The sequence below is a fragment of the Microcoleus sp. S1D4 genome, from assembly GCF_036700765.1.
Classification (GTDB): domain Bacteria; phylum Cyanobacteriota; class Cyanobacteriia; order Cyanobacteriales; family Microcoleaceae; genus Microcoleus.
In genome coordinates this window covers 230,755-252,270 of sequence record NZ_JAUBPP010000007.1, presented here as the reverse complement: position 1 = coordinate 252,270, position 21,516 = coordinate 230,755, and the positions used below count along the sequence as shown (strand labels likewise).

Sequence of the window (21,516 nt, the reverse complement as noted above, 5' to 3'; positions counted from 1 at the left end):
AACGTCTTAAGTTTAACTCCAATTAGGTAACTTAATGTTTTGTTACATAGATAGTTTTTTTCCCGCCTACCTACTTAATGTTAACAGTCAACAGTCAACAGTTAACAGTTAATAGTGAATTTACTATTCCGATAAAGAGATAATTTGATATCAATTATAGTGTTATATTAATTGCATGAAGTTCAAAAAACTGATTGAGCATTTCAAACGTCAACCCATCGCCATCCGGCAATATATAATCACAAATCCTCCCTGGATGACAGGTGCTTTAGCAGGCGTAGTTTCTGTACTAATGCTGCACTTGGGAATGTGGAAACCCCTAGACTATTTAGGATACAAAACACTATTTGAAATTCGAGAATCGGGAATTTTGCCAAATCCAGGGTGGGATTCGAGAATTGCCGTAATTGCGATCGAACCCCAAAGCTTGCAGGAATACGGTAAATTTCCTTGGCCGCGCAATCGCTACGCCGAATTGCTGCAGGCGCTGAAAAAATCTCCCCCCACAGCAATTGGCTTCGACATTCTTTTTCTCGATCCGAGTCCGAAAGATGATATTTTAGCGGAGGCGATCGCCGCCAATGGCAAAGTTGTACTCCCGAGAACCACCAAAGAAGAACCAGTAGCATCTTTAAAAGCAGTAGCCGCAGGTGTCGGACACATAATGCACGAGGCCAACAGCGACGGCATTAGCCGCGATTCAACAATGTTTCTGGGATCTATTCCTAATTTCGGTTTAGCAATGGTTCAGAGGTATAATGCTGCTAACCCGCAAAATCCTGTATTGCTGCCGCAGCCAGAAAATATGCAAGACCAAAAAGTCTGGATTAACTGGCCAGGGAAAACAAAAAATCTACCAACCTACGCTTTTGTTGATGTTGTAAAAGGTAGAATTCCTGAAAATGCTTTCGCGAATAAATTAGTCTTAGTTGGTGTCGTCGCTACCGGTGTCGATCAGATATCTACCCCTCTCAACAAAACTACGGCTGGGGTTTATTTATATGCGGCGTTGATTGACAATTTACTCGATCGACGCTTGCTGCAGCGGCTACCGGTACTGTTAGAATTTTTTTTATTGTTGGGAATTGGGCCGCTGACGGCTTTGGTTCTGTGCAACCGAGGTGTTAAAGAGAGAATTGCGATCACCCTCGGTTTACCTGTCGTTTGGATTGCCGCCGCTGCTGTATTATTTAGCTACTATTTTTGGTGGATTCCCATTGCCGCACCCATCGGCACTTTAATATTATCAAGCACTGCTTTGCAACTGCGGGAACAATACGAAAAACAGCAGTTAATGAGGTTGTTTGAAAAGCACGTCGCCCCCGAAACTGCTCAGCTTATTTGGAAGCGCAAAGCGGAGATATTTGAACAAGGAGAACTCGAACCTCAAGAACTTACAGCAACTGTGCTGTTTATGGATATTCGCAGTTTTACTTCGATTTCTGAAAAAATGCCCGCGCGGGATTTACTCACCTGGCTGAACAATTATTTAGAAGCGATGACTGACTGTATTATGGATCACGGCGGCGTTGTCGATAAATACATCGGCGATGCAATTATGGCAGTTTTTGGAGTGCCTTTTTGCCAAACAGAATATCCCGCAATTCAACAAGATGCTTTGAATGCAGTTGCGGCTTGCATCGCCATGCACGAAAAACTGAACGAAATTAACCAGAAGCTGAGAATTGAACGCAAACCTTTAATTAAGTTTGGCATAGGTTTGCATACCGGACAGTTAATTGCTGGTAGCGTTGGCGGTTCCCGGCGTTTGAATTATTCTGTGATCGGCGATGCTGTCAATGTTGCCGCTAGATTGGAGGCGATGAATAAGCAAATTGTTTCTGACAGTCCTTTTAATTTGTTGGTGACGGGGAAGACTTTTGATTACGTGTGCGATCGCTACGAAGGCCAAAAAGTAGGATCGATTCAATTACGGGGCAAACAAGAAGAGACTGTGGTTTATGCTATTTTGGGCGAAAAGTAATAGTTATTAGTTATTGGTTATTGGTTATTGGTTATTAGTTATTGGTTATTAGTCATTAGTCATATCGTTTCCGGTTGCATCGGAATGATTTAACCGGCGCTAGAACACAGAGTACACAGAGTCCGAGAATATATATCTGAATCATTCCGATGCAACCGGATTTGATATCATTAGTCAGTAGGGGCGGTGGATGGTGCGGGCCCGCCCTTCTTCTTAACAGCCAACAGCCAACAGCCAACAGTCAACAGTCAACAGTCAACAGCCAGCAGTCAACAGCCAGCAGGAAACAGTCAACAGCCAACAGTCAACAGTCAACAGTCAACTAACCCAACCCTTCAATCAACAAATTGCGAGCACTTTTTAACGCTTCCGGCAACTTACTAACATCACGTCCGCCAGCTTGCGCCAAATTAGGCCGCCCGCCTCCTTTTCCGCCACAAAGTTGAGCAATTCCCCCGATAAACTTGCCAGCTTGCAATCCTTTTTTATTGACTTCTGGACTAAAAGCTGCTACTAAACTTACCTTATCCGGTTCAGGAATTGAGGCCAAAACTACCGCAGCATTTCCTAATTTTTGCTGCAATCTTTCCGCCGCAGTTTTCAGCGCTTCTGTATCCACATCACCCAATTGAGCTACAATGATTTTGAATTCACCGAGATCCTCAGCCGCATTTAGTAACTGGTCAGATTTCGCGATCGCCAATTCCGACTTTACAGCAGCCAACTGTTTCTGAGTATCCTTCAACTCGTTTTGCAAATTAGTAATCCGGTTGGGTAACTCTTCCGGCTTCGCCTTAAATCGATCGCCCAAATCGCGCACAACCTTGTCTCGCACATTCAAATAATCCAAAACAGCTTGGCCCGAAACCGCCTCAATCCGGCGAGTACCAGCCGCAACCCCAGCCTCCGAAACAATCTTAAACAGCCCGATTTCTGCGGTATTGTTGACGTGAGTCCCCCCGCACAATTCCATCGAAACGCCGGGAAAATCGATTACCCGCACCACGTCGCCGTACTTCTCGCCAAACATCGCAGTAGCGCCTTTTTCCCTCGCAAGGGCGATCGGCATTTCTGCAACTTCTGCAGCGTGGGCTTCAGCAATCCAACTATTAATTAAATCCTCAATTTTTTGCAACTCTTCTGCGGTGACAGCGCGGGGAGAATTGAAGTCAAACCGCAATCTTTCCGACGATACCAGGGAACCAGCTTGGGAAATCGAACTGTCTACAATTTGCCGCAAAGCTGATTGTAATAAGTGAGTTGCTGTGTGGTTGGCCTGAATTCGGCGGCGGCTGCTATTGTCAATTTTTGCAGTAATTTTTTCGCTTAGTTTCAAGGTTCCCCGTTCCACCAAGCCGAAATGCACGAAGAAATCCGATTCCTTCTTCACATCATCAATTCTCACCAACAAACTCTGACCATTCTCTCCGCTTTGCAAATAACCTCGATCGCCAATTTGTCCGCCGGATTCAGCATAAAACGGCGTTTGGTTCAACACAATTTGTACCTCGGTTCCCGCCTCTGCAGATTTCACAGGTTGACCGTCAACTAAGATAACTTCCACTTCAGCTAAACTAGATAATTCAGCATAACCGACAAATTCTGTTTTCTGGATAGTTTCAGCCAATTTATCCAAGGAACCTTGCACTGTCAAATCAATTGTTTGATGAGCTTCTTTGGCGCGAGTTTGCTGTTCCTTCATCGCGACTTCAAAGCCGTCCAAGTCAACCGTAATTCCCTGTTCTTCAGCAATTTCTTGTGTCAGTTCTAAGGGGAAACCGTAGGTATCGTAAAGGGTGAAAGCATCTTGACCGCTGATTTGTTGGTTGGCTTGCTGTTTTGTGCGATCGACAATTTCTTCCAGCAGCTTCTCTCCGCGTTCTAAAGTCTTGAGAAACTGCGCCTCTTCCCTGGCTAATTCTGCCTTAATTTGAGCTTCGCGCGATCGCACGTTGGGATACGCTGCTTCCGAAAGGGCGATCGCACTTTCAGCCACCCGCACCGTAAATTCGCCCTGAATTCCAATCAGCCGCCCGTGGCGCACCACCCGGCGAATCAACCGCCGCAAAATGTAACCCCGACCCACATTCGACGCGCGAATTTCGTCCGCAATCATGTGCACCACAGCCCGAATGTGATCGCCAATTACTTTCAGCGAAACCTTGACTTTTTCATCGCTATTGTGGTAATCAATCCCGGCAATTTCCGCCGCCGATTGAACGATCGGAAAAATCAAATCTGTTTCGTAATTGTTAGGGACTTTCTGGAGGATTTGCGCCATCCGTTCCAATCCCATCCCAGTATCAATATTTTGATTTTGCAGCGGTGTTAAGTTGCCCTCTGCATCTTTATTGTACTGCATGAAAACCAGGTTATAAAATTCGATAAACCTGCTATCATCTTCGAGATCGATATTGTCGCCTTTTTCTGGATGAAAATCGTAGTAAATCTCGGAACAAGGGCCGCAGGGGCCTGTGGGGCCAGATTGCCAGAAATTGTCTGCTTCTCCCATGCGTTGAATTCGATCGCCCGGAATGCCAATTTCATCGCGCCAAATCGCAAAGGCTTCGTCATCTTCTCGGAAAACACTCACAACTAAATTGGATGCTGGTAAACCGAAAACTTCCGTGGAAAGTTCCCAAGCCCAGGCGATCGCCTGTTTCTTGAAATAATCCCCGAAACTGAAGTTACCCAACATCTCAAAAAACGTGTGGTGGCGGGCGGTGCGGCCTACGTTTTCGATGTCGTTGGTGCGGATGCACTTTTGCGAAGTTGTGGCGCGCGGCGAAGTGGCGGCGCGCTGACCGAGAAATATTGGCTTGAATTGTAGCATTCCGGCGATCGTCAGCAACACTGTCGGATCTTCCGGCACCAAAGAAGCGCTGGGCAAGATTTTATGTCCCCGCTGGGCATAAAAGTCGAGGAATGTTTGGCGGATTTCGCTACCACTGAGACATTTAGGAGAAATAGACATGAGAAAAGCACTTAAGTATGTGAAGATGTAGCAACAATAGAATTTATAGGACTTACGCACGGATGTCCAGAAACCCGGTTTTTTAAATAGAATACTTGCTTAAAATCCAATACGGTTAAGTTAAGCCCGATCCCCCCTAACCCCCCTTAAGAAGGGGGGAACAAGAAAGCTCTCAAAGTCAACCCCTACTCCCCTTTTTAAGGGGGATTTAGGGGGATCTCCGGGGAATCAACAGTGTTAACCCAAGCGTATTTGCTTAAAATCCTCAATCTCGGTGAAAAAACCCGGTTTCTTTGTTCGGAGTGCGTGAGTCCTAACTTACATCTATGTGGATATTAATATCATTATACGTAGTAATGTAAAGACCTATCAAGTTTTGCAAATAGTGCTTTACTACTCCGAAAGCTCGTGCTAACTTAATAATAGACACCGGGACAGAAAGAAACAGGAGGTCGCTATATTTAGAAGCAAAGTTCAAGGATATAGGCATGGTGTCTCCGGTCTACATTCCCCAGCGCAGCCGAAATTAACCGAACACAACTTGGAATAGTGGCAAAACTAGCGATCGCGCAGTTAAGCCAAACCGCAGTCGAGTCAGACTTATTGTGCTTGCGGATTAAAAGTAAAGTTGCACAAATTGTCAACCCTAGTAAGTAATCGTTCTTTACCGGAAACACATCTCGTTTGTTAGAAAAAACAAAGCTCTCATATTATTGGGTCTGATCGCTGTCGATCGGGCCCTACGCTTTTTGAGAGGAAGACGGGGAGAAAGTTCGATGTTTATTCTTCAGTCTGCGGATGCGGAGGAAAGTTGGTGCAGTCCTGATTTTAACCGCCGAGTTGGATCTTTCGAGCCATATATGATATCACGTCCTGTCTGCGATCGTAACAAAAACGGTTCGTAGTGCGGACTTTATTCTGCACTAGAAACCAATTTTATCGTTGTGAATCGACCAGACAGGATATTATAGATAGTTGCACTGGTGCGCGTCCGCCCCTTTTTTTGCCGTGACCTAGATGCCCTAGCATTAGGCGCGCTCAAAGATGCGATATCATGGAAAAGTCAAGACAAGACATTAAAACCTATCCCCTGTATAGCAGGAAACTCTAAGCTTGAGGAGCTTGCTGCAAAGCAAGAATAGCAAACCGCCATTTTAGGTTACAAAACCCACCCTAAGAATTTGAATCTCAGGATATAAAGGAGTCAAAACTCTAAAAAATCCCCTCCCCGACACAGGGGTGAGAGTTTCAAGCAATAGAGTTCTGTCAAGTCAAAAAAAGTAGTGCAGCCAACTGTTGTAATAAATCACCACAGAAAAAGCTGCAGGCGCGTCTTTAGAGCCTACTTAAAATGCTCGACAGGCAAATTAACAAAAAATTCCACACAGTTCTAAAACTCACAATATCGGGAGATTCGAGGTACAAACATGGCAGAAATCACTAAAGAAGAAATGCGCGAACGGCTGGGAAATATAGACCAGATTCGAGATATAATTTTCGGGGCGCAGCTTAGAGAATACGACAATCGCTTCGATAAAATAGATTCTGAGCTGTCAATGATGCAGCAAGATAACCAAGCTCGCATCGAACAGATAAAAACAGTTCTATCTGCAGAAATGAAGGTGGCAATTGATTCGTTAGAAAAGAAAGTTAAATCGCTCACCTCAAACACGCAAGAAGAAAACGCCGACCTCCGCCAGCAAATCGATCGCGTTAACCGCAAATTCTCCAGCAGCGTAGAATCCCTCGACGAAGCGATAGACAATCAAACCAGTTCGATTCGCGACGAACTCTCCCAAACCAGAGAGCGACTCTCCGAAGAAACCCGCACTCTTAAAACACAGGTTTTTGAAGAACTCGACCGCCGCTTTTCCATGCTCAGAGACGTTAAAGTTTCCAGAGATGACATGGCAGAAATTCTGTTTGAACTAGGCATGAGGCTCAAAGGAACAGAATTTGTCCCCGAACTTAAAGGCGTTACTGATAATAAATTAAATAACGAATTCTTGTTGCCGGAGCGCCACCACCACGGATAATCACGCATGGCTTTACCGAAAGAAAATCCAGTAGGTGAAAATCAGCTAGAGGGTTTTGTTTCTCAACCTGACGAGTCTGCTGCCAGCGCAGCAACCCAGCTAGAACCATTCCTGAATCTGTTACTCGATCTCAAAATTATTGCTGATTCAAACCAGCAAAATTCCGATTGCAAAAGTGACAGCAACAGCGAAAACCATCGAGCTGGGACCCTCGACGGGTTGATGGATTTGTTACCTATTTCCTCAGCAGAAGCAGAGGAAATTACCACAACTGCCCCCTCAAACACTCAATCTCCCCAATCCGAAGCTGACAGCAACAGCAAAAACCATCGAGCCGCAGCTCCCGGCGGGTTGATGGATTTGTCAGGTATTTCTCGGCAAGAGCAAGAGGAAATTGCAGCGCCGCAAAATCCCGATTCCGAAAGTCACAGCAACACCAAAAAAGCTCAAGCTGGAGCCCTCGGCGGGTTGATGGATTTGTTAGGTATTTCTGAGCGAGAGCAAGAGGAAATTGCAGCGAGCGTCCAGCACAAAACTGCCTCTGGCGAACCCAAATCTACAAATTTTCCGGCCGTTGTAGGCGAGTCGAAAAGCAAGCTTTTCCCTACTCAAAAACTCAACAGTTCTGAACTAGAAAGAAACTATTCCTCCGCTAAAACTATAGATATTTCCGCAGATGTTTCGGAGTTTGAGAGAGAATCGCCTGACTTGACAATTTCAGATTATCCTCAGTACGTACAGGCGGAAAAATCCCAGGATTTAGACACGGCTTTAGAGGATTTGTCCGATCGCCAAACTCTAGAATCACCCGCAGCAACTAATCCAAATGCCGCAGTTTCCGCACCTTCACAGCCGTCAGAAAAAATGTATCTAGATGCGGTGGTTGCTTCGCTGCCATTGATGGCAGAGTTGCCAGAACAGCCGACACCGATATCGCAGCGAGCAGAAATATTAGGCGAAATTAAACAAGACTTAAATGAAGCCGACAACGCGATGGAAAGGCTGCAAAGTCTGATTTTTGGCTCGCAAATCTCGGATATCGAGCAAGTCAAAAATCTCCTCGAACAAAACGACTTGCCCGGTGTGCGTCACCTGATGGTAACAATCAACGATAAATTAGGAAAACTCGAACACCAAATCCACGATCCCCAAGAACTGATCGCGCTGATGCTGCCTTGGATCGCAGAAATTCTTAGCCGCAAAATTACCGATTCCCGAGAAGAAGTTGTTAACGCGATCGTGCCAATTATTGATGAAGTCATTAGGGCAAAAACGGTAGAAAACAGGCCAGCAATGAGTTCGGCGATCGCTGAATTGCTCCCAGATGCCCTTGCTCAACAAATAAAAAATTCGCCACAAGAAATTGCTAAGGCGATCGCCCCAGAAATCGGCATGGCAATTAAAGAGCAAATTCGCCTTGACCAAGAGTCGATCGCCCAAGCCCTCGCCCCGGAAATGGGCAAAGCGATTACAGCCCAAATACAACTCGAACGAGACGCAATGGTGGATGCCCTCTATCCAGTCATAGGCAATACTATTGCCAGATACATGACAGAAGCTATCAAGACAATCAATGAAAAAGTGTCAAATGCCATGAGCGTGGAAGGAGTGAAGCGCAAAATTCGCTCCAAAGTACAAGGAGTCTCCGAAGCCGAATTGATCCTCAAAGAATCAGTACCCTTTACCATCCAAGCAGTATTCTTAATTCACAAAGCATCAGGCTTAATAATTTCCGAAGTTCAACACTCCGAAAGTTATCAGTTAGAATCAGAAATGGTAGCAGGAATGCTCACAGCTATTCGCAGCTTTGTTAACGAGTGTATCGTTCAGCCTGGTGAAGTTTCCGAACTCAATCAAATTGAATACGGCGACTCAAAAATTCTGCTAGAAGTAGCGGGATACTGCTACATGGCAGTCGTAATTAAAGGAGAACCGCCTGAATCGTTCATCAACAAACTGCGGAAAACACTTAGCAATCTCATTCTTAGTTACGCTCAATTAATTCACGAATTTAACGGCGACCCCGATACTATACCGGAGTCGCTGCACCCGTTTATCAAAACTTTATTCGACCCGCTGGACAAGGAAAAATCCACAAAACCCCCGATCGCCCTAGCCGGGATCAGTTTACTCGCCCTCAGCTTAATCTTAGTACCTTGGGGAATGTATCAGTATCGCCGCAGCATCGACCGCCCCGTGGTAGCAAATGTCGCTTTAGCTTTAGCATCGACCCCAGAATTAGCAGTTTACCGCTTAAACGCCGACGTTGAGGGAAACACTCTCAAATTAACCGGAAAATTGCCAAATCCAGAATTGCGGGCAAAAGCCGAAAAAATAGCTGCATCAACTGTACCAAATCTGAAATTAGACAATCAAATAATCGCTGTAGATGTACCTCCCGACCCTGTTTTGACAGCGGGAGAAGTGCAGCGAATTACTGCTGTTTTGAACCAGAGGGAGGGCGTTTCTATTTCTAGTCGCTATGGCGATCGCAAAGTGACAGTAGAGGGCACAATCACCGACGCTGCAGACTCACAAAAAATTGCTCAGTCCCTCAAACAAATTCCCGGCGTTCAGTCCGTCGTCAGCACGATTAAACTAGATCCGCTCCAGATCTCAAGCCGCATCTACTTTGACCCAGGAACGGCGAAATTAGACTCAACATCCGCAGAAATCATCGCCAGTGTCAAAAAATTCATGGATCGATATCCTCAAAAACATATTAAGATAATTGGGCACAGCGATGGAACTGGCGAAGTTGCCACAAATCAACGGCTGTCGCTCCGGCGTGCTGCAGCAGTGCGAGATGCTTTGATGCGGCAAGGTGCAGACCCCAAGCGCCTTCAAACGATCGCCAGCCCCAATTCACCCGACGGCGTAGAACCCAATCAACCGCTACTTTTGAGCAGATGCGTGATATTTGAACCAATAACTAAGACCGCAAACGGCAAATAATTATGTCAGTTACTATATCTAAAAAAATGTGCATGATCGGCGATTTTGGCGTGGGTAAAACCAGCTTAATCCGCCGTTTTGTCGATCGGCAATTCAGCGACGAGTACCTCTCCACTGTAGGAGTCAAAATTTCCAGCAAAATTATTACATTAGAAAATATAAAACAGCAGGCAAACGTCACAGCCAAGTTGCTGATTTGGGACTTAGAAGGGCATACAAAATTCAAAGGAATTGCACCGACTTACTTGCAAGGAGCTAGCGGTGTTTTAATCGTTGCCGATGTCAGCCGAACCGAAACAGTTGAGCGAATCCCCGAACACATTAAGCTTTTTTCTTCAGTCAATCCCAAAGGGTTAATTATCATCGCCTTGAACAAAGTAGACTTGATAGACGAAGAAAAATTGGCAATGCTAGTGGAAATCTGCCATGCGATCGCTAAAGACAAAGTAATAGCAGTTTACACCACATCTGCCAAAACAGGCCAAGACGTTGACGAAATTTTCCACAAACTAGCTTACACAATGGTAGAACAAACATGAACTCCCTTTTTAAGAAACTCTTAGGCCCGCGACAAACAGAGTATCTGGTAGTAAATCACAACTTCATCATTCAGGAAACCTCCGCCGAAGCACAGCATTATGCCGATACTCCCGGCGACGCGCTCCCCGGTACAGATGCTCGCATCAGTTTTCCCGAATTGATTGGTATTGAAAATATCCTGATTTCCATCGCAATGGGACGGCGGCCGAGTTTTGAAATCAAAGGTATCGCTCGGTTTGCCGACAACAACCACCCTTTATACTTCGATATGTTGGCAGTAGAACATGAAAACGAACAAGGTGTGGCAAATAATTTGCTCATTTTGATTGAAGATGCCACAGAAAAAATGGTGATGAAGCAATCATTAATTCAGAGAGCGAATGAAGCTAATCTGTTGTTGAGCGCCCTAGCAGCTTCTAAAGATTATATAGACAAAGTTATTAGATCGATGGGCGATGCTTTGTTAGTGACAACAACCTTAGGAATTATCAAAACAGTCAATCAATCGGCACAAGGGTTATTTGGGTATAGCGAAGCAGAATTAATCGACCATCCACTCTCCAAAATAGTAGTCGAAGAAACCTTGCTTTACCAAGCTCGCCATCGCTATATTTTGTCTCAAAAAGAGCTACTCCGAGAACTGGAAGTAGTCTGTACTACCAAAACAGGAGAAGAAATTTGGGTAGAATTTTCCTGTTCGGCAATTCAGACAGAATTACAAGGACTTTACGATTTCATCTATATCGGCAGAGACATCACAGAACGCAAACAACAAGATATAGAAATTCGTAGTTCTTTGGTAAAAGAGCAAGAACTCAGACAAATAAAATCTCGTTTTTTTTCAATGCTTGCTCACGAATTCGGCAATCCTTTAAATACAGTATTATTTGCTACTCAAATCCTCAAAGAATACGGCGACTCAATCACCCACGCAGAAAAACAAGAATATCTCGGACACGTTAAATCAGCATCTAAACACATGGCTCACCTATTAGATGATGTGCGGTTGCTCAGCAGCGCCGAAGCCGGAAAACTCCAATTCAATCCCGCACCAGTTGACTTGCAAAAATTTTGCAGCGAATTAGTAGAATCAATTAAAATTAGTGAGGGAAAAGATCGTAAAATTAACTTTATTTGCCGACAATCAACTCCGCCTGCGAAAAAATCCGATCGCGATTCGGAGAAAACACAACCAGATCCCGAACTCGATCCAAAATTGCTGCGGCACATCTTGACAAACTTGATTTCTAATGCAGTAAAATATTCACCTACCGAAAGCAATATTTATTTTCAATTAAATTGTTATCATGAAAAAGCTATATTTAAAATTCAAGACGCAGGCATTGGCATTCCGATAGAAGACCAAGAACAACTATTTGAATCCTATTACCGGGCCCAAAATGTCGGAAAAATCCCCGGTACAGGACTGGGTTTATCTATAGTCAAGCAGTGTGTAGACTTGCACGGAGGTCAAATCGAATTTTCCAGCGAGACAGGGTTAGGCACTACCTTTATAGTCACAATTCCATTTTACCAACAAAAATAATACAATTTGCGATTTGCGATTTGGGAATTACCCCGCTCAAAAACGGGTACTTGCTTGCAGATCATCTATGGAGTAATATCGTGTTTGATGATAAACCGCAGTAAAATTGGTTCGTAGTGCGGACTTTAGTCCGCAGCAGAAGAACGGACACGAGGACGCACGCGCGATCGAACTGTTTTTGTTATGATAGTCGATAGGACAGGATATAAATCTAAAATTTACTGATTGATAACTATCAGGAACAGAGGGCGTATTCACTACTAAGAATCCAACATGAACACCCTGTTAAAAAAACTGTTGGTTCCCCACCACCTGGAGTACCTAGCACTCGATAAAGACTTTTTAATCCAAGAGACATCTTTCCAAGTGCAGCGCTTCGCCGACTTTCCCGAAGAAGTAACGGCCGGCAACGATGTGCGGCTTCCTTTTCCTGAATTAGTGGGAACTGAAGAAATTTTAATCGATATTTTTGAAGGGCGGTTGCCAAACTTTGAATTTAAAGCGATAACTCGGGTACTAGAAAATGGCTCGCGGCTTTATTTTGATATGTATATCGTCGAATTCAGCAATGACGATAATTATCAGAGATTAATTATATTTTTTGAAGACGTAACCGACAGGATGGGTTTAGAACAAACTCTAGTCCAAGCTACCAATGAAATGAATATTTTATTGAGTACCTTAGCCGCTACTAATAATTATGTTGAAAAAATTATTACTTCAATTGCTGAAGTTTTGTTGGTGACAACTGCATCGGGAAAAATCAAAAAAATCAATCAAGCGACTCAAGATTTATTCGGTTACAGCGAATCAGAATTAGTAGGACAGCAAATAAACGCTCTTGCTGCTGATGGTGAATCTTTGCAAGCAGTCAGCCAACAGCAGCCTCAATCCTCTCCAAGCAATGTCGAAGTAGTTTGCACGGCAAAAACCGGAGAAAAGTTCACAGTTGCTTTTTCCTGTACGCCAATTCCGAGTGAAATTCAAGGAATTTCTCAAACAAGAGCCGCCCTCCAAGATTTCGTGTACATCGGCCGCGACGTTACAGATAGAGAGCGAGCCCGCAAGCGAAAACTAGCTCAGTACGTCACCACTCGTATCCTGTCTACATCCGAAACAATCAAAAAAGCTCTAACAGCAATTCTTCCCGTAATTTGTGATAGTTTGGGATGGGATACCGCCGAACTTTGGATGCCGGAAGCTGGCGAAAAACTGCTGTCAGGAAGTAAGAGAATAACTGCGGTTTCCGACCCCAATTTGCTGCGCTGCGTGGTCAGTTGGAGAAAACGATCGGTTTCTATCCCTAAATTTGCCGAATTTGGCGAACAAATGACCTGTGAGTTGGGCGAAGGATTGCCCGGTCTCGTTTGGGCTAGCGGTTCCCCTGAGTGGATTGCCGATGTCACAAAAAGTGACATTTTTCTGCGCCGAGAAATCGCTGTTGCAGAAGGACTGCACGGAGCTTTTGCCTTCCCTATTTTGGGCGATTACGAGCAGGAAACTTCGGAAAAGTCTGTGTTGGGAGTGATGACTTTTTTTAGTTGTGAAGTGCGGAGTTTTGATGAAGAATTGCTCCAAATAATGGGGACAATCGGCAGTCAACTCGGTCAATTTATTAAGCGTAAACAAGCTGAAATAGCCTTGCAGGAAAGCGAAGAACAACTGCGAGATTTATTTGAAAATGCTACTGATTTAATTCAAAGTATTGGAGATGACGGTCATTTTTTGTATGTAAATCGGGCTTGGCGGGAAACTCTGGGCTACAGCGAAGCAGAAATTGCTAAAATGAGTGTTTTTGATATTATTCATCCCAACAGTTCCCCTGAGTCTCTGGATATATTATATCAAGCTATCAGTAAAAATAACTTTAATGAAGATAAATTTTATCCCGATTCTATCGAAGTAATATTTATTACGAAGGATTCAAAACAAATTTTGTTAGAAGGCAGCATAAGCTGTAAATTTTCGGAAGGTTCGTTAGTGGCGATTCGCGCTATTTTGCGAGATATTACTGCTCGAAAAGTGGCAGAAGATGCCCTGGCACAATCGGTGTCTTTGCTGCAAGCAACGTTTGATTCTACTGCTGACGGTATTTTAGCTATTGACAGGAACGGAAAAATAGTCAGTTTCAATCGAGAATTTGTGGAAATGTGGGGGATACCTAATGAAGTGATGGCGCTGCGAGACGATGCTACAACGATCGCTTTTGTGCTGAACCAACTCAAAGATCCCCAAGGATTCCAAGACAGAATAGAATCGCTTTACGATCAGCCAGAAGCCGAAAGTTTCGATTTGTTGGAATTTCAAGATGGCCGATTTTTTGAACGCTATTCGGAACCGCAGCGGCTGGGAGACAAGATTATCGGCAGAGTCTGGAGTTACCACGATATTACGGAACGCAAGCAAGCTGAAGATGCCTTGCGGGAAGAACAAGCAAAATCAGAAAAGTTGCTGTTAAATATTTTGCCGAAGGCAATAGCAGAACGCCTCAAACAAAATGAAACTACTATTGCTGAATATTTTCCTGAAGTGACGGTTTTGTTTGCAGATATTGTGGGGTTTACCGCTTTGTCTAGCACGATGAATCCGATCGCTCTCGTGGAACTCCTCAATAAAGTTTTTTCAAGATTCGATTTGTTGTGCGAACAGCACGGCTTAGAAAAAATCAAGACAATTGGCGACGCATACATGGTTGTGGGAGGGCTGCCGAATCCCAGGGCAGATCACGCTGAGGCGATCGCCAAACTGGCTCTAGATATGCAAACAGAAATGGCTCGGTTTCATCAGAAGAATCACAAATTTTTTAGCATCCGCATCGGTATCCACAGCGGCCCGGTTGTGGCCGGAGTTATTGGCATCAAAAAGTTTATTTATGATTTGTGGGGCGACACGGTAAATATTGCTTCCCGAATGGAGTCTCACGGTATATCTTGGCGGATTCAAGTCAGCGAAACTACTTATAAGTTATTGGAACACCAATATTTATTTCAGGAACGGGGAATTATTCAAGTTAAAGGAAAAGGGGGTATGAAAACTTATCTGCTAGTTAGAAAAAAAAACAAGTAGTCAGTAGTCAGTGGTCAGTAGTCAGTAGTTATTAGTCAGTAGTTATTAGTCATATTGTTTCCGGTTGCATCGGAATGATGTTAACAGTCAACAGTCAACAGTTAACAGTCAACAGTTAACAGTCAACAGTGAATTTACTATTGCGATGAAGAGAGGATTTGATATCATGAGTCAGGAGTCATTTGGCTGATGACTAAAAGTGTTGCTAAAGTTAGTTAACAATACTTTGTAGGTCTAGACTGATGGAATTTACGAATTTGTTGACAAATTTACGATCGCCCTTAGAATTTGTCGATCGCCCGCCAGTGACGGTTGCGCCCTCAACTTTGCTCCCAGAGGCGATCGCCCTGATGCGTCGGGCGACAAACCCTTGTGGGCTGCCAAATTCACCGCCAGACTCGCACGAAACGGTAAAAGCATCGATTAGTTGCGTCTTAGTTGTCGATGAAAATCAGCTAATCGGACTGCTAAGCCCCCGAGATGTACTGAACTTAGTCGCCTCCGAATCTGGCTGGCAAACAATGCAAGTCGCCGACGCAATGACGCGAAATTTAATTGTCTTAAAAGAATCTGAATTTACAAATGTTTTTACCGCATTTAAGCTGTTTTGTCAACACTCGATCGATTGCTTGCCAATTGTGGACGAACGGGGTCAGCCCGTAGGTTTAGTCAGCGAAAAAAGGATACGCCCAGAAATTTACAGGCGAGTTAAAAAGTTGCAGCAAAAAGTTGTCAAACTTCAGCAAAAACAGTCTGAACTCTTAGAAAACAATGCAGAAATCTCCAAGGAAGTCAGCGATTGCCAAAATGCCGAAACAGCCCTGCGCCACAGCGAAGCCCGCTACAGGGCGATTGTGGAAGACCAAACCGAACTGATTTGCCGCTACCTCCCCGACGGCACAATCACATTTGTCAATCAAGCTTATTACCGCTATTTTGGCATGAAACCAGAAGACTTACTGGGTAATAGCTTTCTGCCATTAATTTTAGAAGAAGACCGAGAATCTATTGTAGAGCAATATAATTTAGTGTCTCCCGAAAAGCCTGTTTTTACTTGCGAACACCGGGTAATTTTGCCGAACGGAGAAATTCGCACTCAGCAGTGGATCGATCGCGCAATCTTTGACGAGACAGGACAAATCGTCGAGTATCAAGCTGTGGGTCGAGATGTGAGCGATCGCTGGCTTGCAGAAACCGCTTTGCAAAAACTCAACGCAGAGTTAGAACAGCGAGTCCAGCAACGCACTAAATGCTACAAACAAGCCGTATTAGCAGGTAAATTGACCGCAGAAAAACTGCAAAACTCCGAAGCCGAACTGCTGGCGCTGTTTAATGCCATGACGGATGTCGTGCTGGTTTTCGACGCAAGCGGCCGCTATCTCAAAGTCGCCCCTACGCCTCCCCAACTGCTGTACAAACCAGCTTCTGAAGTGCTGGGCAAAACCATCGCGGAAATCTTCCCGGAAGCGGAAGCTCATTTTGCCCTCAACTACATTCACCAAACCTTGGCATCTGGGAAAATCCATAGAGTTGAATACAGCATGGAAATTGAGGGCAAGTTAATCTGGTTTGATGGCCGTATTTCGCCGCTGGGGGTCGATCGAGTGATGTGGGTAGCGCGAGACATTACCGCTCGCAAAAATGCAGAAGCTGCACTCCAAAAAAGTGAGGAAAAGTTTCGCAATTTGTTTGATGATGCTCCAATTGCGATCTGTTTGGCAACCGTGCGCGACTACCGCTTGAGCGAAGTGAATGCAGCTCACCGGCAGATGTTGGGTTACACCGATGCGGAGTTGGTGACAATGAGTTTAGCTGATATCACTTACCCAGAAGATTTAGAAGCAGATTTAGAGCAAATCAAGCAGTTAATCGAGGGCAATATTTCTCGCTTCGGGATGGAAAAACGCTTGATTAAGAAGAATGGTCAACTGATGTGGGCTAACTTGACGGTGACGCTGATCCGCGACGGCGAGGGTCTTCCTCTCTACAGCATGGCGGCGATCGAAGATATCAGCGATCGCAAGCGAGCAGAAATGGAATTGCAACAGTTAAAAGAACGGCTACAATTTTTGCTAGCCTTCAATCCGGCGGTAATTTTTACTGTCGAGCCGAGAGGGAATTTTCGTACTACTTATATTAGCGACAACGTGAGGGCGATAGTTGGCTACGACTCTCAAAAACTGTTAACAGATTCTCACTTTTGGTCGCATCGCATTCACCCTGAAGATAGACCGGAATTTATAGAAAAATTTTCTAATTTATCCGATGGTAAAAATTCTATTTTTGAGTACCGCTTTCGGCACAGAGACGGATTTTACCGCTGGCTGCGGACGGAACTAAAACTATTGGTAGATAGCAGAGGAAAACCGATCGAAATTATTGGTTACATTGCCGATATCAGCAATTCTAAATACGCTGAAATCGCCAGGGGGCAGCAGTTTGAGCAAGAACGGCTGGTGGAGGCGATCGCCCGTCGCGTCCGCCAGTCTTTGCAATTAGAGGAAATTCTCAACACCACGGTTGCCGAACTCCAGCAAATATTGTTAGCCGATCGAGTTTTGGTTTATCAAATTTTACCTAAAAGTGGCGGTTTGGTCGTTGCTGAATCCGTGGCAGAAGGATGCAGCCCGCTGGTAGGGAATTTTTTTGGCGAAGAGGTTTTTCCTGCCGAAAGCTATCAGCTTTATTTGCAAGGGCGAATTCGTGCGATTTCCGATATAAATGATGCCTCTATTACCCCTTGTATAATGGAGTTTATGAAACAAATTGAAGTGAGGGCAAAGTTGGTAGTGCCGATTATTCAGCAGGGCCAGCTTTGGGGATTGCTGATTGCACATCAGTGCGATGGGCCCAGGGATTGGCAAGAATCGGAAATCAATTTATTTCAGCAGTTGGTTAATCAATTGGCGATCGCCATTCACCAATCTCTACTCTACCAGCAACTGCAAGCTGAACTGAGCGAGCGCTTCCAAGCGGAAGTAAATTTGAAAAACTCCCTCAAAGAGAAAGAGATTTTGCTCAAAGAAATTCACCACCGCGTCAAAAACAACCTCTGCGTCGTTGCCAGTTTGTTAGAATTGCAATCTAACACAGTTTCCGATCCCCAATTAGCCCAAATGTTTGAAGAAAGTCAGAACCGCCTGTACTCTATGGCTCTGATTCACGAGAAACTGTACAGATCGACTAACCTGGCGCAAATTAATTTTGGCGAATATCTCGAAGATTTGGTAACTAACTTGTTTCACTCTTACAATATTAGTGACAACCGCATTCTGTTGCAGGTAATAGCTGAACCAATTTCCCTCAATCTAGAGACTGCTACTCCTTGCGGCTTAATTGCCAATGAATTGGTTTCAAATATCCTGAAACACGCTTTTCCTGATGGTGCTAGCGGTACAGTTAGTGTAGAATGCTATCAAACGGGCGATCGGCAAATCCACCTCTTGGTCAAGGACAATGGCATTGGCTTTCCTCAAAACTTAGATTTTCGGAAAACTAACTCGATGGGCTTTCAAGTTGTCTGCACCTTAACCGAACAGTTAGAAGGAACCATCGAACTCTCAAGAAAAATCGGCACCGAATTTCACCTAATATTTAACGAACTCAACTACTCTCAAAGGTTTTAAAGTTATGATGTCTCCAACTCAAGAAATTAATATTTTAATTGTCGAAGACGAACTATTAATCGCTAAAAATTTATCTGTAAAATTAGAAAAATTGGGATATGCAATCGCTGGTATCGTTTCTTCAGGAGCCGATGCCATCCAGCGTGCAGGCGAAATAAAACCCGATTTAATTTTAATGGATATAGTCATAAAAGGCGAGATTGACGGCATAGAAACAGCAACAAGAATTAATCAAAAATTAGATATCCCAATTATCTATACAACTGCCTATGCAGATGACGAAACTTTGCAGCGAGCCGAAAATAGTGGTTCTTACGGCTACCTCCTCAAACCGTTTAAAGAAAGAGAACTGCACGCTACGATCAAGATAGCGCTGAGCAAACATCAAGAAGCAGTTAAAATGCAAACACTTATTGCATTAGCCGCCGTGAAAAGCAACAATAGATCGCGATTTATTTCAATGGCATACCACGATTTAAACACTCCTTTAACTACGATACAACTATCGGCCGAAATGCTGGAAGATAGCGAATTGTGTAAAACTCCAGAAACTCCCAATAAAAATGTCGCTCGCATCAAAAAAGCGGTCAGTAATATGAGTGGATTGCTGGAGGATATTTTAATGCTCAGTAAAGCAGAAGCCGGCAAACTTTCCTTGAATTTAGATAGTTTAAATGTGACAGATTTCTGCTGCTCTATTTTAGAAGAATTGCAACCTATCGTCACCGATAAACACATCCTAAATTTTCGCGCCCAAACCAAGCCGCTGTACGCCAATCTTGATGTAAAATTGCTGCACCACCTCCTGACTAATTTGCTATCAAATGCTATTAAATATTCTCCTAATGGCGGCAATGTTAGTTTAGAATTAAGCTGCGAAAACCAGCAAATAATATTTTGCGTTCGAGATGAAGGAATAGGGATGACAGCGGAATATGAAGGAAAACTATTTCAGCAGTTTGAACGTGGTGCTAATGTAGGTAAGATTAAAGGATCGGGTTTGGGACTCTGCATTGTCAAACACATAGTTGACCTGCACGGCGGTACAATAAGTGTGGAAAGTGCTATTGATAAAGGTACTACATTTATTGTCGCGCTTCCTTTTCTTGGTCATTAGTTATTAGTTAGTGGTTAGTGGTTAGTGGTTATTGGTTATTGGTTATTGGTTATTGGTTATTGGTTATTGGTTATTGGTTATTAGTCATTAGTCATTAGCTGAAAGGGGGCGGGTTAACCAACTATAGCGGTTCGATCGCGTGGTGAGGTATGCCCTATGCCCGGTTTGGCCTATGCCCGGTTTGGCCTATGCCCGGTTTGGCCTATGCCCGGTTTGGCCTATGCCCGGTTTGGCCTATGCCCTATGCCGGATAGTACCTCATTGTTCTGAGAACCGGTATATCTATAATTCCAACTAATTAATATACATCAACCGGCCCTACCCACTAACAGTTAAGATTAGTCATTTTTTAGCAAATCTATCTGGAGACAAAAGCTCGTAGCGTAGCGGGGCGTAAGCCATCGCCCAATCTTTTTCTCCCGCCGCCCAATTTGCAAATCGCTCAGCTAAAGCGGGCACAATAGCCAAAGGATTGCTCAAACCCGAAAAAACCTGCAATCCAGGGCGATCGCCAATCGGCCCCACTACAGGCAAATTATCGGCGCTAAAGGCTACAATACAATCGTGCCAAGTTGCAGGTAAATTTGCCACATCTGGCAAAACCTTGCCGATACCGGCACGAATTGCTTTTTCGCTAGTTTGGCGATCGACTTTAGCATTCAAATCGCTCAAAGTGCGAGACAATTGCCCGATCCGCAAACTGCCATCATTAAACCGAATTGCACCAGCATCTAAAATCGGCGGATGCAACTCTTTACCCGGTTCATCCCAAAGAAAATCTACCTCAATTTTACTCGATTCAGCTTCCAATTCAAAACGTTTTAATAGCGCGGGCATCACGAAAGTCCTGAGTTGCAAATCCACAGGTGGAGTCTCCAAAATCTCAGCGCGAGTAAAATAAACTCCCGCAGAAATACCTGCCGCCTTCAGCAAACTTCGACTCCAACCTCCCGCACAAATCACCGCATTTTCGCAAGCATAATTTTCGCCTACCGTCTTAACTCCCGAAATCCGATTTCCTTCTGCAATCAACCCAATTACTTCTGCAAATTCTATAGTTCCTCCCAACCGCAAAAACCCTTGACAATAAGCTTGATTTGTGGCTGTGGGGGAAATGTGACCGTGACTGACAGTCAGAGCTCCGGCGATCGCACTTTTATTCAGCAAAGGTTCCAACTCACCAGCTTCTGCAGCGCTCAAAAGCTGCGGAGGAATTGCAAAATGGGCGTAATTAGCCGCCACTTGTTCGGCATCGCTTCCCGCATCAATTGTCAGCAACAAATCCAACTCGCGAAACTCCGTATCAGCATCTAATTCAGTCGATAAATTGCGGTGGCGTTCGATACCTTCCTGACATAATTGGCGAGTTAAATCAGTCGTACCCGACCAATAAGCCAAGCCGCCGTAACTAAAACGAGTAGCATTTTGCATCGCAGTATCTCGTTCCAAAAGTAGCACCGTAAAACCTTTTTTTGTGAGTTCGTAACTCACTGCTCCGCCCGTGATTCCGCCGCCGACAACAATCCAATCGTAACTTTTCATTAGTAATTTAAAGGGAAAGAACAAATAATATCAAATCCTCTATTCATCGGAATAGTAAATTGATTGTTGACTGTTAACAGTTAACAGTTAACATCATTCCGATGCAACCGGAATTAATATAATACTTTGA

Annotated in this window: 11 protein-coding genes; 9 read left to right on the top strand and 2 right to left on the bottom strand. The window is 44.3% G+C overall.

Features of this window, described 5'->3' with window-relative positions; all coding sequences use genetic code 11:
- Positions 1-175: 175 nt before the first annotated feature.
- Together QT998_RS10480 and QT998_RS10475 are read left to right on the top strand one after the other, a co-directional pair.
- A complete protein-coding gene (locus QT998_RS10480; RefSeq protein ID WP_333086903.1) occupies positions 176-1,984 on the top strand; it encodes a CHASE2 domain-containing protein in 1,809 nt (602 codons plus the stop codon).
- Between the two features lie 149 nt (positions 1,985-2,133).
- On the top strand, positions 2,134-2,310 hold the full coding sequence (locus tag QT998_RS10475; protein WP_333086904.1) for a hypothetical protein: 177 nt from the start codon (positions 2,134-2,136) through the stop codon (positions 2,308-2,310).
- Here the strand turns inward: QT998_RS10475 and alaS are convergent.
- Positions 2,307-4,958 (bottom strand): alanine--tRNA ligase, encoded by a 2,652-nt coding sequence (gene alaS / locus QT998_RS10470; RefSeq protein ID WP_333114497.1) that lies wholly within the window; start codon positions 4,956-4,958, stop codon positions 2,307-2,309. The genes QT998_RS10475 and alaS overlap by 4 nt on opposite strands.
- 1,427 nt (positions 4,959-6,385) lie before the next feature.
- Here alaS and QT998_RS10465 point away from each other — a divergent pair.
- The 7 genes from QT998_RS10465 to QT998_RS10435 all read left to right on the top strand — a co-directional run bounded on the left by QT998_RS10465 (position 6,386) and on the right by QT998_RS10435 (position 19,844).
- A complete protein-coding gene (locus tag QT998_RS10465; RefSeq protein WP_333086907.1) occupies positions 6,386-6,994 on the top strand; it encodes a hypothetical protein in 609 nt (202 codons plus the stop codon).
- Positions 6,995-7,000: 6 nt separating this feature from the next.
- Positions 7,001-9,949, top strand: a complete 2,949-nt coding sequence (locus tag QT998_RS10460; RefSeq protein ID WP_333114495.1) for an OmpA family protein — start codon at positions 7,001-7,003, stop codon at positions 9,947-9,949.
- Between the two features lie 2 nt (positions 9,950-9,951).
- A complete protein-coding gene (locus QT998_RS10455; protein WP_194010105.1) occupies positions 9,952-10,488 on the top strand; it encodes a Rab family GTPase in 537 nt (178 codons plus the stop codon).
- Positions 10,485-12,035, top strand: a complete 1,551-nt coding sequence (locus QT998_RS10450) for a PAS domain-containing sensor histidine kinase (RefSeq protein ID WP_333114491.1) — start codon at positions 10,485-10,487, stop codon at positions 12,033-12,035. Before QT998_RS10455 ends, QT998_RS10450 begins: the two co-directional genes overlap by 4 nt.
- Positions 12,036-12,308: 273 nt before the next feature.
- Positions 12,309-15,101 (top strand): adenylate/guanylate cyclase domain-containing protein, encoded by a 2,793-nt coding sequence (locus tag QT998_RS10445; RefSeq protein WP_333086914.1) that lies wholly within the window; start codon positions 12,309-12,311, stop codon positions 15,099-15,101.
- Between the two features lie 242 nt (positions 15,102-15,343).
- A complete protein-coding gene (locus QT998_RS10440; RefSeq protein ID WP_333114488.1) occupies positions 15,344-18,727 on the top strand; it encodes a PAS domain S-box protein in 3,384 nt (1,127 codons plus the stop codon).
- Between the two features lie 4 nt (positions 18,728-18,731).
- Complete coding sequence (locus tag QT998_RS10435; protein WP_333086917.1) at positions 18,732-19,844, top strand: hybrid sensor histidine kinase/response regulator; 1,113 nt, start codon at positions 18,732-18,734, stop codon at positions 19,842-19,844.
- Between the two features lie 342 nt (positions 19,845-20,186).
- On the opposite strand, the gene QT998_RS10430 is transcribed toward QT998_RS10435, so the two are convergent.
- Positions 20,187-21,386 carry an NAD(P)/FAD-dependent oxidoreductase gene (locus QT998_RS10430; protein ID WP_333114485.1) on the bottom strand — a complete coding sequence of 400 codons (1,200 nt, stop codon included), beginning with the start codon at positions 21,384-21,386 and terminating at the stop codon, positions 20,187-20,189.
- Positions 21,387-21,516 lie beyond the last annotated feature (130 nt).

What these genes read in the sequence shown, in the direction of transcription:
- QT998_RS10480 (WP_333086903.1), top strand. Translation starts at nt 176, where the DNA reads ATGAAGTTCAAAAAACTGATTGAGCATTTCAAACGTCAACCCATCGCC.
- QT998_RS10450 (WP_333114491.1), top strand. Translation starts at nt 10,485, where the DNA reads ATGAACTCCCTTTTTAAGAAACTCTTAGGCCCGCGACAAACAGAGTAT.
- QT998_RS10445 (WP_333086914.1), top strand. Translation starts at nt 12,309, where the DNA reads ATGAACACCCTGTTAAAAAAACTGTTGGTTCCCCACCACCTGGAGTAC.
- QT998_RS10430 (WP_333114485.1), bottom strand. Translation starts at nt 21,386, where the DNA reads ATGAAAAGTTACGATTGGATTGTTGTCGGCGGCGGAATCACGGGCGGA.
- alaS (WP_333114497.1), bottom strand. Translation starts at nt 4,958, where the DNA reads ATGTCTATTTCTCCTAAATGTCTCAGTGGTAGCGAAATCCGCCAAACA.
- QT998_RS10465 (WP_333086907.1), top strand. Translation starts at nt 6,386, where the DNA reads ATGGCAGAAATCACTAAAGAAGAAATGCGCGAACGGCTGGGAAATATA.
- QT998_RS10460 (WP_333114495.1), top strand. Translation starts at nt 7,001, where the DNA reads ATGGCTTTACCGAAAGAAAATCCAGTAGGTGAAAATCAGCTAGAGGGT.
- QT998_RS10475 (WP_333086904.1), top strand. Translation starts at nt 2,134, where the DNA reads ATGCAACCGGATTTGATATCATTAGTCAGTAGGGGCGGTGGATGGTGC.
- QT998_RS10435 (WP_333086917.1), top strand. Translation starts at nt 18,732, where the DNA reads ATGATGTCTCCAACTCAAGAAATTAATATTTTAATTGTCGAAGACGAA.
- QT998_RS10455 (WP_194010105.1), top strand. Translation starts at nt 9,952, where the DNA reads ATGTCAGTTACTATATCTAAAAAAATGTGCATGATCGGCGATTTTGGC.
- QT998_RS10440 (WP_333114488.1), top strand. Translation starts at nt 15,344, where the DNA reads ATGGAATTTACGAATTTGTTGACAAATTTACGATCGCCCTTAGAATTT.